This window comes from Mesorhizobium sp. HAY1-8B (assembly GCF_056868045.1).
This window is the reverse complement of record NZ_CP200321.1, coordinates 3,182,216-3,195,931: the sequence shown is the minus strand read 5'-3', so window position 1 is coordinate 3,195,931 and position 13,716 is coordinate 3,182,216. Positions and strand designations below refer to the sequence as shown.

Sequence of the window (13,716 nt, the reverse complement as noted above, 5' to 3'; positions counted from 1 at the left end):
AATTTTGTCGGCATGGAAGGGGTTCGGGCGGAAAATCGCCCATTCCCCAGGGCAAACGGATCTTTGCTCCGGGCAAACGGACAAAATGACCCAATCGCACCCACGCCACATTTCGGGGATAGCCGGCTTGCTGACCGCCCGGAGCCTGTAAGTTTGTCGATGCCTCGTTTGTCTCGCGTTGTTGCGTTCTCTCTTGCCTCTCTTGCCTCGCTCGCCGCTGCCGGCGCGGCTCTGGCCGATCCGCCCGCGCCGCCAATGCCGGCAAAGCCGAAGCAGGTCGTCATCATCTCCTTCGACAGCGCCCGCGACATCTCACAATGGAAGCGCAGCCGGGCGCTGGCGCAGCGCACCGGCGCGCATTTCACCTATTTTCTCTCCTGCGTCTTCCTGCTGTCGCCGGAGACGCGCAAGGAATACACCGCACCCGGCAAGACATCAGGCAAATCCAACATCGGCTTTGCCGCCTCCAAACAGGAAGTCGCCGAACGGCTTGACCAGATCGGCCTTGCCGCGCATGAAGGCCACGACATTGCCAGCCACGCCTGCGGTCATTTCGACGGCAAGGAATGGAGCAAGGCCGACTGGCTGAAGGAGTTCGCCTCGTTCGAGCACATTCTCGAGAACGCCTATGCGATCAACGGCATCGCGCCTGAACCGCAGGGCTGGCGTGATTTCGCGCGACACGCCGTTGTCGGCTTCCGCGCGCCGTATCTGTCGACGAGCAAGACGCTTTACGAGGCCTTGCCTGCCGCCGGCTACGAATTCGACGCCAGCGGCGTCTCGCAAGGCCCTGCCCTGCCGCCGACCGTCGGCGGCATCACGCGCTTTTCACTGCCGCAGATCCCGGAAGGACCGAAATCACGGCCGGTGATCGCGATGGACTACAATCTGTATGTCAGGCATTCCGGCGGCTTCGAGCGGCCGAGCAAGGCGGGCGAATTCGCCGACCGGACCTATCAGGCGTTTCGCGCCGCGTTCGATACGCAGTATCAGGGCAAGCGCATTCCGCTGGAACTCGGCTTCCATTTCACGCTGATGAATGACGGCGCGTATTGGGACGCGCTGGAGCGCTTTGCCGGCGAGGTCTGCGTGAAGGCCGATGTCGAATGCATCAGTTTTCGCGATTATGTCACGCGGCAAAGCGCTGGCCAGAAGCAGGCAACGGTCGGCGGCTGAGCCGCCAACCCGTTTCGGATCAAACCCAAATCTTCTCAGGCCGGATCTTCGGCGCCATGTCTTGCCAGGTAACGCTGGTCGATCTCGGGCAGTGGCTCACCCAGGAGCGTGGCCTCGAAGGCGCGCAAGCGCTTGTGGACCGACTGAAGCTCGACGATGGTCGACCAGGAGGTCAGCAGAAACTGCAGCGAACCCGTCACCTTACCAAAGGCGTTCGAGATCTGGTTCAGCGCGCCGAACGTTATCTTGTGGGCGACCAGAGACGGACCCAGGATCAGCAGGGAGAAAATATTATCGGCCTGCAGGTAGGTGTACCGGACGACGTTGAAATAGATGTAGTGGAAATAGAGCCTGAAATAATTGTGCCTGACATTGGCGAACAGCTCGGCGGTGGTTGCAGGCTGTGCACGGTCCGCATGATCCTCGCCGTAAACCAGTTCCTTGCGGTAAGCCGCCTCGACGCGCTGGTTACGGAACTGCAGCCCCGGAAGCTTCAGGCCGGCTATCATCACCGAGATCGTTCCGAACAGACACCAGGCCAGTGCCGCGACCACCAGGGGCTGGGGGATCGCGCCGATGATCGGCAACTCGCTGATATGGGCCTGCAACTGGATCATGACCGGCAGGAAGGCGATCAAGGTCATGATCGACTGCACAAAGCTGGAGCCGAGATCTTCCATGATCTGCGAGAACCGCATCGTGTCTTCCTGGATACGCTGCGAGGCACCCTCGATATGGCGCAACCTGGCCCAGTTCTCGATGAAGTAGTTGTTCATCGCCGTGCGCCAACGGAAGATCCAGTGGCTGACGATGAAGGCATTGACCACCTGCACATTCATGCCGACCAGCGCGAGCCATGAGAAGTCGGCCAGTCCGGTATAGAATTCACCGTTGGTCGACTTGCCGGTGCCTGACATCAGCCCTTGCACATAGTCAAAGAACGGCCCGTACCAGGCGTTGACGGCGACGCTGACCTGCACATTGAAATAGATGAAGAACAGGATGACCGCCGTCATCAGGATCGACCAGCGCTGCCAGGGATGCGGCGAATACCAGCTCCAGAACGCGTAGAAGATGGCCACGCAGACCACGAAATAGATATAGAACCAGAGGAACGGCTTCGACACCAGCACGGCAATGCCGATGATTGGCGGCGCGTCGGCCGCCGCCGCCGGCAGGCCGAAGACGGCGCCCAATTGCTCACCACCGAAAAACCAGAACAGGATCGCCGCAAGGCTCCAGATGGCGGCCGAAGAAAAGAAGAGCTTCGGCTGCGGGAAGAAGGATACGAACACTGGGCGAATTCCTTGCTTTAGGCGCAAATCAGCTGACAACAGCGGGCATAAAGTCACACATTAGTGGGAAAGAAAATGCCTGCCCGATGCCCGGTGCCAGCAAGACCACAATCATGGCGATTTTGGCGCGGCCGACCAGGTAACGGCGCCGGAGACGACCAGCATGGCCGCGGCGAGGAGCGAAGCGAGGAAGAAATCACCTGACATCTGCGCCAAAAAACCGGCAACGATCGGGCCGATGATCTGGCCCAGGCCGAACGACGCCGTCATCAACGCAAAGATGCGCCGGGGCGCCTTTGGCGCCTGCTGGCGTGCGGCCTGCAAGCCAAGCGCGGTGATGGCGATGAAGGTGCCGCCGAGCAGCAGGCCGCCGAGCAGCGGCCCCGTATATCCGCCAAGCGCCACGCTGGCGGTGACGCCGATCACTTCTATGAAACATGCGAGCGCATAGGCGGCGTAAAGGCCAATCCGCGCGGCGATCTTCTGCCACAGCCACGTCGAGGGAAAACCGGCAAGGCCGGCGACCAGCCACACCATGGCCTCGAAGACGCGGCTGCCGCCGCCCTGGCGGACGATGGCGACCAGGAATGTCGCGGTCACCACATAGCCAAAACCGAACAGGCCGTAGGCGACGATGATCTTCATCAGCGACCGGGCTTTCGGCAGGACCGGCTCACGGGCGGCTTCGCCGTTGACAAGCGGGCCCTCGTTCGCCAGCAGCGCCACGACGACCAAGCCGCAAGCCGAAATCAGAGCCGACCACAACCAGCCCGCCGCCCAGCCGGCATGTTCAGTGACCAGCACCGCCATCATCACCGCCGAGATCGCCATGCCGAGCCCGACACCGCCGAAATGCCAGGCCTGCAGGTCGCCACGACCGGCGGCATTGATATGGCTGAAAACGATGCTGGCCATGAAGACCATGACGAAGGCGCTGGCCAGACCCGCCAGAAAGCGGATGAGGAGAAAGGCGGGCATGGCGTCGGTCAGCCCCATCAGCGCGGCCAGGACAGTGCTGGCGCCAAGAGCCGCCAACATCAGCAGACGTTCCCGGCCATGCGCCCAACCACCGGCCGCAGCAAACGCACCGACGAGATAGCCGAGATAATTGGCCGAAGCGATCCACCCGGCATTGGCCGGCGACAGATGCAGCTCTTCCATCATGCCGGGCAGGATCGGCGTGTAGACGAAGCGGCCGATGCCCATGGCGACGGCCAGCGCGATCATGCCGGCGACGGTGAAGCGAAGCGCTGCTGAGGTCGATTTCATTGCGGCGCACAATAAATGCCGGCGCCGCCGAAACAACCGCATTTCGTTGGGCCAATACGACCGCCAATGCGCCACGCTTTGTCCGACATTTCCTCAAGCCGGACCGCGCGGCCTCGGCTCAGCGGCGTTCACCCAAACCGGCAGGGGGTGAGCAGGTCTCGTGCTCGGTCCGCCGTGCCGTCAGCCTGAACGGCATGTCGCCGAGTTCGCGCTCCGACATGGTGTTCAGCACAGGATGTGAAAGCGGGTCTGTCAGCCATCCCTGTGCCTCGCTCCCTGAGTGAGGCACGCATGAGGCATTCGCGGCAAACATGCCCCTCAGCGACGACACCATCCTCAGCATTTCCGGCTCCGCGGGTCTGTCTCCCATCAACAAAGTCTGCCGTTCCGATGTGAGTTTCAATTGAGATTTCGGCCGGACCCGTTTAGAAAATCTCAAATGGCCATGCTCAATCGCGTTCATCTCAACGGCCTTCGGGCCGTCGAAACGGTTGCCCGTCTCGGCTCGCTTGCAGCGGCCGCCGGCGAGCTCAACGTTTCCGCCAGCGCCGTCAGCCAGCAGATAAGCCGCACTGAAAAGCAGCTCGGCCAGGCGCTGTTCGAGCGCACGGCCAGCGGTCTCGTGCTGACAGAATTCGGCGCCGTGTTCGCAACCCGCCTTGGCGCTGGATTTCGCGAGCTTGCCCAAGCCGTGGCGCTGGCAGACGAAGCGACCCAATGCACCCTGGTGGTTTCGGTGGCGCCGGCCTTTGCCTCGAAATGGCTGCTGCCGCGCCTTTCGCGTCACTTCGACCGGCACCCCAATGTGCTGCTGCGCATCGACGCTTCGGTGCGGCTGGCCAATCTGGATCATTCCGACATCGACATCGCCATCCGGCTTGGCGACGGCAAATGGCCTGGCGGGAGCGCGGAACTGCTTCTGGCGCAGGAAGTTTTCCCGGTCTGCGCACCCGGCATCGCCAGGAAATTGAGCTCGATCGAGGACCTTGCCCAGACCTGCGCCATCACCGACGAGCGGGCGATGATCAACTGGGACAGCTGGTTCGCCGCCGCCGGTGTTGCGCCCGTCACCTTCCAGAAGGGCGCCCGCTTCACCGATCCGATGCTATGCCTGGACTCGGCGATTGCCGGCCATGGCGTGATGCTGGGCTGGCAGTTGCTGACGGCGGATGCGCTGGCCGATGGACGGCTGGTGGCGCCGTTCGGAATCCGTGCCCAGAGCGGGCTCGGTTACTGGCTGGTGACCTCGTCGACGAAGGCGGAAAGCCGCAAGGTCCGGGACTTCAAGATCTGGATCAAGGAAGAGATCGAGGCGACGATGGCGCAATTCGGATCGGCGACTACAGGTCCCGCCGGCGCGATCACGGTGGAAAGCACCACGTCCCCGGTCTATGTAGAGTCGGATATCCAACTACGGCAGGCAGGATCATGACCACACATTCGCGCGGCGTTTCCGCAACGATCGACCCGGTGAAGCTCGACAGGCTGGCGGAAGTCGCCATCAAGGTCGGGCTGCAATTGCAGCCGGGACAGGATCTGGTGCTGACCTCGTCGATCGCGGCCCTGCCGCTGACCAGGCGCATCGTCGAACACGCCTACAAGGCCGGCGCCGGGCTGGTGACGCCGATCTTCAACGACGACGAGATGACGCTGGCGCGCTACCGCTTCGGCGCCGACGCCGGTTTCGACCACGCCGCCGGCTGGCTCTATGAAGGCATGGCGAAGGCCTTTTCCAACAATGCGGCCAGGCTTGCCGTGCGCGGCGAGGATCCCTCGCTGCTGTCGGCGCAGGACCCGGCGAAAGTGGCGCGCGCCAACAAGGCGAATTCCATGGCCTACCAGCCGGCGCTGGAAAAGATCACCGGCTTCGACATCAACTGGAACATCGTCGCCTATCCGGACCTCGCATGGGCCAAGCAGGTTTTTCCCGGCGATGCCGACGATGTCGCCGTGGTCAAGCTCGCCGATGCCATCTTCGCCGCCTCGCGAGTGGATGTGGAGGATCCGATCGGCAACTGGAAGGCGCACAATGCCGCTCTGCGCGGCCGCACCGAATGGCTGAACGGCCATAATTTCCATGCGCTGCATTTCACCGGACCGGGCACCGACCTCACGGTCGGACTGGCGGACGGCCATGAATGGATGGGCGGCGCCTCGACCGCCAAGAACGGCATCACCTGCAATCCCAACATCCCGACCGAGGAGGTCTTCACCACGCCGCATGCCAGGCGGGTCGAGGGCCATGTCTCCTCGACCAAGCCGCTCTCCTACCAGGGCACGCTGATCGACGAGATCTCGGTGCGGTTCGAGGGCGGACGGATTGTCGAAGCCAAGGCTTCGAAGGGGGTGGATGTGCTTAAGAAAGTGCTCGACACCGACGAGGGATCGCGCCGTCTGGGCGAAGTCGCGCTGGTGCCGCATTCCTCGCCGATCTCGGCCAGCGGCCTGTTGTTCTTCAACACGCTGTTCGACGAGAACGCCGCCTGCCACATCGCGCTCGGCCAATGCTATTCCAAGTGCTTCGTCAACGGCGCCTCGCTCAGCCAGGACGAGATCGCGGCCCGCGGCGGCAACAAGAGCTTCATCCACATCGACTGGATGATCGGTTCGGACAAGATCGACATAGACGGCGTGCACAAGGACGGCAGCCGCGTGGCGGTCATGCGCAAGGGCGAGTGGACCTGACGGCTTGCCAGCCTGCGAGGGCGGGATGACTGTCGATATCGCGGTCAAGCGCATCTACGAAGCACCCGACAAGGCCGATGGCCAACGGGTGCTGGTCGATCGCATCTGGCCGCGCGGCGTCAGCAAGGAGCATGCCGCGCTGGCGCTGTGGCTGAAAGAGATCGCGCCGAGCGATGATCTGCGCAAGTGGTTCGGGCACAAGCCCGAACTCTGGACGGAGTTTCAGAAGCGGTATCGGGCTGAGCTCGATGAGAATGAAGAGGCGGTGGCGCGACTGCGCGGACTGCTCCGCCACGGCAAGGTGACGCTGCTCTACGGCGCGCATGACGAAGCGCACAACAATGCGGTGGCGCTGGCGGGCTATCTCAGCGCGGGCGCTCGCAACTAGCCACCGTTGGCCACAGCTTCGTCATCAGCTCCGAGGAATCAGACCGCCTCGGAGCCTTGCGTTCAGGCAATGACGAAGCGGGCGAATACAGCGTCTACTTGCCAACCGCCTGCGCATAGACATCCGGCTTGAACCCAACCAAGATCTGGTCGCCAACCTCAAGCACCGGGCGCTTGATCATTGTCGGTTTGGCCAGCATCAGCGCCTTGGCCTTTTTTTCGTCGAGCGACTGCTTGTCGGCGTCCGGCAGTTCGCGGAAGGTCGTGCTGCCCTTGTTGAGCAGCTTTTCCCAGCCGACCTTGCCAACCCAGCCACCCAACCGCTTCGCATCCAGCCCCTCCGAGCGAAAGTCATGGAAGCGATAGGCAACGTCGTGGTCCTCCAGCCAGACGCGCGCCTTCTTGACCGTGTCGCAGGTGGTGATGCCGTAGATCGTAGTCGTCAAAGCGCGTTTCCCTTGGGCTGACAATCGAATCCCTCCCACAACCTAAAACCGCCCTTCCCGATTTGCCAGCGCCCAGGCCCGCAACCATTGCTGCTATCTCGACATCGTGCCGAACGAGCGGCTGGTGTGGACGGATGCGCTGCTGCCGGGCTATCGGCCGTCAGGCGAGCCCTTCATCACCGCGGTCATTTCCCTCCAGCCGGATGGCCGAGGCACGCGCTACACCGCCACCGCCATCCACCGCGACGAGGCGACCCGCGACAGCCATGAGGAGATGGGTTTCTTCGATGGCTGGGGCACGGTGGCCGACCAGCTTGCCGAGTATGTGAAGATGATTTGAGCGGCACATTGCGGCCAGGACGCCGTCCCGGCCGCAATGCTTGTATCTCGAAGCGAAGTGCAGGCTCCGAAGTCGGAGGCATCTCCTGCCTCAGTAGTAAAAACGCTCTTCGGTAATCTTGCCGTTCTTGACCGTGTAGAGGCCAACCTCGTCCATGGTTACACGCTGGCCGGTAGCCTTGGGCGTAACGTCGAATGTGAAGCGCACCGCGAACTGGTCGCCGTTGACATAGGGTCCCTCGACCGAGCCACCGTGGACCTCATGGTTCTCCTGCCACCATTGGCTTTTCTGCCTGAGGGCCTCCTTGCCATGGCTGCCGGCCATCGGTCCCTCCATGGCTTCGTAGCTGGCGATGTCATCGGCATTGTGCTTTTCGGCGGCACCGTTGTGGTCTCCCTGCTTGAGGAGCTCGGTGAAATCCTTGGCAATTTCCGCGATGGTCATTTGTGTTCCTCCTGTTCAGACGCACTCGAAGTGGGGAAGCGCTTGCCGGCCCGCCACCCCTGCCCGCATGACAGCTGACAAGCCGTGTCAGGACGATCGATATAGCGCGGCTGTGTGACGACGATTTCTCACATACCGGCCAGGGAATCGTCCTGACCGGTCAATTGCCAACGTCCACACTCATCGTAGACGCCCTTGCCGATGAGACTGTGGATCAGCACAAAATCCCGCACCAACCAGTTGACTGGATCAATCGTCCGTTCGCGGAGTTTGGGCACACGCGCTTCATCGCGAAGCAGCGTGACATGCGGTTCGATGGACTTTGTGAGAAAGCATTTCAACGGGCTGTCGGAAATCAGCGCAGTAAGCTTGCGCCAGAATCCTTGTAGGGCCGGATTGCTGCCACTGCCGCCGCGCAGAACAAGCGAACCACCGCCAAAAGCCGACAAGCGATCGAAGGAAACCTCGAAAGGTTTTGCAACGATCATCGAACCTATACGGCAGGCGGTTTCGACCAACTCCTCCGGAAACCCGTCATGGTCGCCGAGACCGACGAGCGAGATATGGATGTGGTTTTCCGGAACAAACCACCCTTGCAGCCCCAGTTCGCGATCCAGGGCGACAGCCTTCCGAGCGAGAGGGCCGGCAATAGCGTTCTCGGCACGGACGGCGAAGAATATCCGGTCATCGAAATGTCGCTCGAACTCTTCCCATTGGAAAAAGGTCTGGCCGTTCCTGGCGGTTCCGAATGCAGGTTGCCCACCCATAACTGAACTCGACCGGCAAATTGTATCCGAATTTTAGAACAAAAAGAGAACATGTCAAGTGGAAACGGGACTGACAGGGCCCTCCCAGCATGTACCCGCGCAGCTGTGCGGCGACCTTTCGAAGGTGGTCAGACTAGCCCGACAGCATAGGGCAGTTCGCCCCACGGCGCAGGCTGATATGCGCCACGTCGCCAACGCTGAATTGAAACCCCTCGGCCTGGCGGGGCGCGTCGATGACGATCGGAATGCCTTGCCCGAGTTCGGCATGCAGGCGCAGCGTACGGCCGTGAAAGACGATGCTGTTGACGCGCGCCGGCGCTGTGCCGGCCGTGGCTTCGGTCGTCGCCAGGAGATCCTCCGGCCGCACGCCGATGATGCGCGTTGCGCCCGCGCTCGGGGCCTCGCCATTTTCCGGCATGGCTTCCAGCGGCAGAGCGCCGGCGGCGAACCGCAAGCGATCGCCGTCTCGGCCGACAAAGCGCGACTGCAGCAGGTTCATCGTGCCGATGAAGCTGGCGACGAATGTGGTGGCGGGCCGATCATAGAGGGTCGCCGGCGGCGCGATCTGCTCGATGCGACCCTTGTTCATGACGACGATACGGTCGGAGATCGACAACGCCTCGGTCTGGTCGTGCGTGACCATCACGAAGGTGGTGCCAAGCCGCGACTGCAGCCGCTTCAACTCGACTTGCATCTGTTCGCGCAGATGCGCGTCCAGCGCCGACAGCGGCTCGTCGAGCAATAGCACGCGCGGCTCGCAGACGATGGCGCGGGCGAGCGCGACGCGCTGGCGCTGGCCGCCCGACAGTTCCAGGACGCGAGCGCGAAGCTTGTCTGCGAGACCGACCATCTCCAGGGCTTCGCCGACGCGCTTTGCCTGCTCGGCGCCGGACAGTTTTCGCAAGGACAGGCCGAAGCCGACATTCTCGGCGACGTTCATGTGCGGAAACAGCGCGTAGTCCTGGAATACGGTGTTGACCGGCCGGTCGAAGGGCCGAAGGGCCGTGATGTCACGGTCGTCGAGCAAGACCTTGCCGCTCGACGGGCTTTCGAAGCCGGCAATGACACGCAGGCTGGTGGTCTTGCCACAACCGGACGGACCGAGCAGCGTGATGAATTCGCCGCTGACAATGTCGAGATCGACGGCATCGAGTCCGACGATGCCACCTGGAAAAACCTTGGAAACCGCCTGCAGCCGGACGAGTGGATCAGGCGCCATCGCGAACCTCGGACGGCTTCGTGGTGTTGACCCAGAGAATCTGGCACTGCTCCGAGCCGGGATTGCGGAAGGCGTGCAAAAGCGTGCTCTTGAAAGCAAAACTGTCGCCGGTCTTCAGCCCGTATCTTGTCGAATCCACCACCAGTTCGACCTCGCCCGAAAGCACGAAGCCGAATTCATGGCCGGCATGGGCATAGGCTTCCGCCGTACCGCCACCGGCTTCCACGGTCACCAGCATGCCGGTCAGCGTCGCGCCGGGCGGCGACAGCAGGGCCTTGGCGATGCCTTCGGATTTCACCGGAATCGCGCGGCGGCTGTTGGCGCGCACGCAATAGAGATCGTTGACGGCCTCGTCGCCGTCGGCGATCAACGCCGAAGGCTCGATGTCGAGCGCGGCGGCGAGCGGCCAGATTACCTTGACGCGCAACGAGGACATGCCGCGTTCGATCTGGCTGAGCGCGCCAATCGACACGCCTGCCCTCGCGGCCAGTTCGGCCAGCGACAGGCGGCGCTCGAGCCTCAGCGCCCGCACGCGCCGGCCGACCCGCACATCGGCATCGTCCTTCGGCTTCTCCGCCGTTTCGTCAAGAACATCCATGCATTCGTCCTCGTTGCAGTACTTTGGCTCGCGCCCGGCAAGCTTGCCTTCGGCACCCACTTACCCTGGCGTTGGCCCCACCCCTCACCTGCCTGCGATGAGGGGCAGCGCCAGCGTCCGCAATTAACCGCTGATCACCCGCCAGCCTTCACTTTCTCGAACATCTTCGCCACATCGTCGTTCTGTTTCATCGGCCCGGTGAAGATCGTGCTCTTCAGCATCACCTCCGGGTCGGACGGCAGTTGCAGCTTCTCAAGTTCGTCCTTCGATACGCCGGCGAAAGCGGTGCTGAGCGAGCTGCCATAGCCATAGGACTGGATCAGGAATTTGCCGGAGTCGGCGTCGAGCCTACTGTTGATGAAGTCATAGGCGAGATCGACATTCTTGGCGTCCTTCAGCATGACGAAGCCGCAGGCCCAGGTCAGCATGCCTTCCTTCGGCTTCATGAACTCGACCGGCACGCCCTGCTTCTTCAGCGATGTGGCCGATGCGTTCCAGGTCATGGCGGCGACCAGCTGGCCGCTGGCCAGCGCCTGCTCGACCGAGGTCATGTCGGTGGTGTAGCTCGACAGCAGCGGGCGCTGTTCGCGCAGCTTTGCCGCGACCTTGTCCATCTGCTCCGGCGTCATGTCAAAGGGGTTCACGCCGGCGAGAAGTGCGGCGACGATGGGCGTGTCATGGACGGCGTCGATGGTCGCCATGCGGCCGGCATATTGCTTGTCCCAGAGCAGGTTCCAGCTCGCCTCGGGATTCTTCACCAGGTCGGTGCGGTAGAGGATCGAGGTGTTGCCCCAGTCCCACGGCACCATCCAGACCTTGCCGTCGCCGGCTTGCAGGTCGGGCAGGTTCTTGAACACCGGGAAGATCGAATCCCAGTTCTTGATGCGCTTGGTGTCGATCGGCTGCAGCAGGCCTTCCTTGTTCCAGCGCGCCACCTTGTCATAGCAGGGATGGGCGATGTCAGGACGGAAGCCGGCCTTGACCTTGGTGAAGGCATCGTCGTCGTCGCCGAAGATCGAAGCCTCGACACCATCGGGATGCGCGGCAAGGAAGCTCTTGTTGAAGTCGGGCAATTCGTAACCCGACCAGGTGAAATACTGCAGTTTTTCGGCGGCCAGCGTCACGGTCGAAGACAGTGCGAGCGCCAATGCCGCGAGGCCGGCCCGGGCCTTGTGTCCGGTTATCGATTTCAGGAATGCCATTTCGTTCTCCTCTTGGTTGTTATGGTCAGGCTGGATTGCGGCGCGCCGCGCCGAGCCCGCGATGGCGCAGGATCTCGGCGGTACCGGCGATGATGAAGGAAACGGCAAGGATCACCGTCCCCAGCGCCATGACGGTCGGCAACGATCGGGGGAAGCGCAGTTGGCTCCAGATGTAGAGCGGTAGTGTCGGCTCGGTTCCGGCGAGGAAGAAGACGACTATGAATTCGTCGAAGGAGATCAGGAAAGCAAGCATGAAGGCCGACAGCACGGCTGGCAGGCTGAGCGGCAGCATGACGCGCCGGAACGTCGTCCAGTCGGAAGCGCCAAGGTCGAGGGCCGCCTCGCGAACAGTCCTGGGGATGGCGGCGAAACGGCTGCGCATGATGACCACGGTGGTCGGCAGAGCCACCAGTATGTGGCCGAGAACGATGGCGATGCGCGATGGCCCGAGGCCGATCAGGTTGACAAGGATCAGCAACGATATGCCGACGATGACGCCGGGGATGAGGATGGGAAGCCGTGCGATGGCGCTGATGGTGGTGGCCAAAGGCGAGCGGCCATAGAGATCCATATAGGACACGGTGATGCCGCACAGCGTGGCGCCTGAAGCCGCGACAACGCCGATGACGAGGCTGTTGGCGAGCGCGCCCGAAAGCGCCGGATTGCCGTAGAGCGTCGCGTACCATTGCAGCGTGAAGCCCTGCAGGGGAAACGCCGCCTGGATGGAATCGTTGAAGGAAAACAGCGGGATAAGCAGCACCGGCAGATAGAGGAACACCAGATAGGCAAGGACGTAGAGGCCGAGCCAGCGGCCATCCCGTTTCGTCCCGGCGCGTTCGGCCCTCATGTGCGGCTGCCAAACCTGCGGTCGGCGCCGCGCGCGACCAGCACAACGAGGAGGATGACGAGCATGACGCAGACCGAAAGGGCCGCGCCGAACGGCCAGTCATTGGCCTTGCCGAACTGTGACTGGATCAGCGTGCCGATCATGGTGCTGGCCGGGCCACCGACCATGGCCGGCGTGACATAGTCGCCGACCGTCGGCACGAAGACGACAAGAGCCGCGGCCAGAACGCCGGGCATGGAGTTTGGCAAAACGACGCGGCGGAACGCGGTGAACGGCCGCGCGCCAAGGTCGGAGGCGGCCTCGATCAGGGATTTCGGGATCGTGTCCAGCGCCACATAGATCGGCAGGATGGCGAACGGCGCGTAGGCATGGGCGAGCGTGACAACCACCGCCGCCGGCGTGTTGAGGAAGGCCAGCGTCGGCTCTGACCAGATGCCGCTTTCGATCAGCGCCGAATTCAAGACGCCGTTATAGGCGAGCACGATCTTCCAGGCGAAAACGCGCAGGAGATAGCTGGTCCAGAATGGCAACGTCACCAGGAACAACAGCAGGCCACGCCGCCGCCCGGCATGGAAGGCAAGATAGTAGGCGACGGGATAGGCGGTGACGACCGTTGCCAGCGTCACCAGGCCGGCAATGACCAGCGAGCGCAGCGTCACCGTCCAGTAGAGCGGATCGGTTGCCACGGTGATGAAGTTTTCGACGGTCAGCCCAACGCCGAGCAGCGAGCCGTCATTGCCGCGGAAGGCGAGGAACAGCACCAGGCCAAGCGCAAACAGGATCAGCAGGAACGTGACCAGTGCCCCCGGTAGCAGCATGGCGAGGCGGAAGCCCGGTATAGACCGGGGCTCGGGCACCTCTGCTGCAACCAGCGTCGACATGGACCTGCTCATCGAGATTTTGAAATTGGCCAAGATTTTTTCATATTTCTGAAACTGTCAAGCAGAATCCCATTGGCGGAAGTGGCCGCGATCAACGCCTAAATTCGCCGAGACCGCAGCCGCACGGGCTTACGTGTCCTGCATGAAAATCCATCGAGCG

14 protein-coding genes and 1 pseudogene are annotated in these 13,716 nt (G+C 62.5%); 5 read left to right on the top strand and 10 right to left on the bottom strand.

Annotation, left to right across the window (positions count from 1 at the left end; genetic code table 11):
- Positions 1 to 159: 159 nt before the first annotated feature.
- On the top strand, positions 160 to 1,176 hold the full coding sequence (locus tag AC1VON_RS14920; protein WP_483124028.1) for a polysaccharide deacetylase family protein: 1,017 nt from the start codon (positions 160 to 162) through the stop codon (positions 1,174 to 1,176).
- A 35-nt stretch (positions 1,177 to 1,211) separates the two neighbouring features.
- On the opposite strand, the gene sbmA is transcribed toward AC1VON_RS14920, so the two are convergent.
- Positions 1,212 to 2,471 (bottom strand): peptide antibiotic transporter SbmA, encoded by a 1,260-nt coding sequence (gene sbmA / locus AC1VON_RS14915; protein WP_056564147.1) that lies wholly within the window; start codon positions 2,469 to 2,471, stop codon positions 1,212 to 1,214.
- Between the two features lie 111 nt (positions 2,472 to 2,582).
- Positions 2,583 to 3,740, bottom strand: a complete 1,158-nt coding sequence (locus AC1VON_RS14910; RefSeq protein ID WP_483124022.1) for a YbfB/YjiJ family MFS transporter — start codon at positions 3,738 to 3,740, stop codon at positions 2,583 to 2,585.
- A gap of 439 nt (positions 3,741 to 4,179) precedes the next feature.
- On the opposite strand from AC1VON_RS14910, the gene AC1VON_RS14905 reads away from it, so the two are divergent.
- Genes AC1VON_RS14905 through AC1VON_RS14895 form a run of 3 tightly spaced genes read left to right on the top strand, consistent with a single transcriptional unit; the run spans position 4,180 to position 6,813 of the window.
- Positions 4,180 to 5,172: a LysR substrate-binding domain-containing protein gene (locus AC1VON_RS14905; RefSeq protein ID WP_483124019.1), complete on the top strand. Its 993-nt coding sequence runs from the start codon at positions 4,180 to 4,182 to the stop codon at positions 5,170 to 5,172.
- The gene (locus AC1VON_RS14900; protein ID WP_483124015.1) at positions 5,169 to 6,425 is read left to right on the top strand and encodes an aminopeptidase; all 1,257 of its coding nucleotides are present in this window, start codon (positions 5,169 to 5,171) and stop codon (positions 6,423 to 6,425) included. The genes AC1VON_RS14905 and AC1VON_RS14900 overlap by 4 nt, the downstream gene beginning before the upstream one ends.
- Before the next feature lie 25 nt (positions 6,426 to 6,450).
- On the top strand, positions 6,451 to 6,813 hold the full coding sequence (locus tag AC1VON_RS14895; protein WP_483124011.1) for a DUF488 domain-containing protein: 363 nt from the start codon (positions 6,451 to 6,453) through the stop codon (positions 6,811 to 6,813).
- A 94-nt stretch (positions 6,814 to 6,907) separates the two neighbouring features.
- On the opposite strand, the gene AC1VON_RS14890 is transcribed toward AC1VON_RS14895, so the two are convergent.
- Positions 6,908 to 7,258 carry an ArsC family reductase gene (locus AC1VON_RS14890; protein ID WP_172351443.1) on the bottom strand — a complete coding sequence of 117 codons (351 nt, stop codon included), beginning with the start codon at positions 7,256 to 7,258 and terminating at the stop codon, positions 6,908 to 6,910.
- Positions 7,259 to 7,343: 85 nt separating this feature from the next.
- Here AC1VON_RS14890 and AC1VON_RS14885 point away from each other — a divergent pair.
- Positions 7,344 to 7,598, top strand: a pseudogene (locus AC1VON_RS14885) (SRPBCC domain-containing protein); the annotation flags it as partial.
- Positions 7,599 to 7,688: 90 nt separating this feature from the next.
- Here the strand turns inward: AC1VON_RS14885 and AC1VON_RS14880 are convergent.
- The 7 genes from AC1VON_RS14880 to AC1VON_RS14850 all read right to left on the bottom strand — a co-directional run bounded on the left by AC1VON_RS14880 (position 7,689) and on the right by AC1VON_RS14850 (position 13,556).
- Complete coding sequence (locus AC1VON_RS14880; protein ID WP_483124006.1) at positions 7,689 to 8,042, bottom strand: SnoaL-like domain-containing protein; 354 nt, start codon at positions 8,040 to 8,042, stop codon at positions 7,689 to 7,691.
- Positions 8,043 to 8,170: 128 nt separating this feature from the next.
- A complete protein-coding gene (locus AC1VON_RS14875; protein WP_483124002.1) occupies positions 8,171 to 8,809 on the bottom strand; it encodes a 2'-5' RNA ligase family protein in 639 nt (212 codons plus the stop codon).
- 133 nt (positions 8,810 to 8,942) lie between these two features.
- Positions 8,943 to 10,028, bottom strand: coding sequence for an ABC transporter ATP-binding protein (locus AC1VON_RS14870; protein ID WP_483123999.1), 1,086 nt, complete (start codon positions 10,026 to 10,028; stop codon positions 8,943 to 8,945).
- Complete coding sequence (locus tag AC1VON_RS14865) at positions 10,018 to 10,626, bottom strand: cupin domain-containing protein (RefSeq protein ID WP_172351447.1); 609 nt, start codon at positions 10,624 to 10,626, stop codon at positions 10,018 to 10,020. Before AC1VON_RS14865 ends, AC1VON_RS14870 begins: the two co-directional genes overlap by 11 nt.
- Before the next feature lie 134 nt (positions 10,627 to 10,760).
- Positions 10,761 to 11,828, bottom strand: a complete 1,068-nt coding sequence (locus AC1VON_RS14860) for an ABC transporter substrate-binding protein (protein ID WP_172351448.1) — start codon at positions 11,826 to 11,828, stop codon at positions 10,761 to 10,763.
- 25 nt (positions 11,829 to 11,853) lie between these two features.
- Positions 11,854 to 12,675, bottom strand: coding sequence for an ABC transporter permease (locus tag AC1VON_RS14855; protein WP_172351449.1), 822 nt, complete (start codon positions 12,673 to 12,675; stop codon positions 11,854 to 11,856).
- Positions 12,672 to 13,556, bottom strand: coding sequence for an ABC transporter permease (locus AC1VON_RS14850; RefSeq protein WP_483123985.1), 885 nt, complete (start codon positions 13,554 to 13,556; stop codon positions 12,672 to 12,674). Before AC1VON_RS14850 ends, AC1VON_RS14855 begins: the two co-directional genes overlap by 4 nt.
- Positions 13,557 to 13,716: the final 160 nt, after the last annotated feature.

Coding starts and splice junctions, on each gene's coding strand:
- AC1VON_RS14920 (WP_483124028.1), top strand. CDS start 160: ATGCCTCGTTTGTCTCGCGTTGTTGCGTTCTCTCTTGCCTCTCTTGCC.
- AC1VON_RS14910 (WP_483124022.1), bottom strand. CDS start 3,740: ATGAAATCGACCTCAGCAGCGCTTCGCTTCACCGTCGCCGGCATGATC.
- AC1VON_RS14905 (WP_483124019.1), top strand. CDS start 4,180: ATGGCCATGCTCAATCGCGTTCATCTCAACGGCCTTCGGGCCGTCGAA.
- AC1VON_RS14900 (WP_483124015.1), top strand. CDS start 5,169: ATGACCACACATTCGCGCGGCGTTTCCGCAACGATCGACCCGGTGAAG.
- AC1VON_RS14895 (WP_483124011.1), top strand. CDS start 6,451: ATGACTGTCGATATCGCGGTCAAGCGCATCTACGAAGCACCCGACAAG.
- AC1VON_RS14880 (WP_483124006.1), bottom strand. CDS start 8,042: ATGACCATCGCGGAAATTGCCAAGGATTTCACCGAGCTCCTCAAGCAG.
- AC1VON_RS14875 (WP_483124002.1), bottom strand. CDS start 8,809: ATGGGTGGGCAACCTGCATTCGGAACCGCCAGGAACGGCCAGACCTTT.
- AC1VON_RS14870 (WP_483123999.1), bottom strand. CDS start 10,028: ATGGCGCCTGATCCACTCGTCCGGCTGCAGGCGGTTTCCAAGGTTTTT.
- AC1VON_RS14865 (WP_172351447.1), bottom strand. CDS start 10,626: ATGGATGTTCTTGACGAAACGGCGGAGAAGCCGAAGGACGATGCCGAT.
- AC1VON_RS14860 (WP_172351448.1), bottom strand. CDS start 11,828: ATGGCATTCCTGAAATCGATAACCGGACACAAGGCCCGGGCCGGCCTC.
- AC1VON_RS14855 (WP_172351449.1), bottom strand. CDS start 12,675: ATGAGGGCCGAACGCGCCGGGACGAAACGGGATGGCCGCTGGCTCGGC.
- AC1VON_RS14850 (WP_483123985.1), bottom strand. CDS start 13,556: ATGTCGACGCTGGTTGCAGCAGAGGTGCCCGAGCCCCGGTCTATACCG.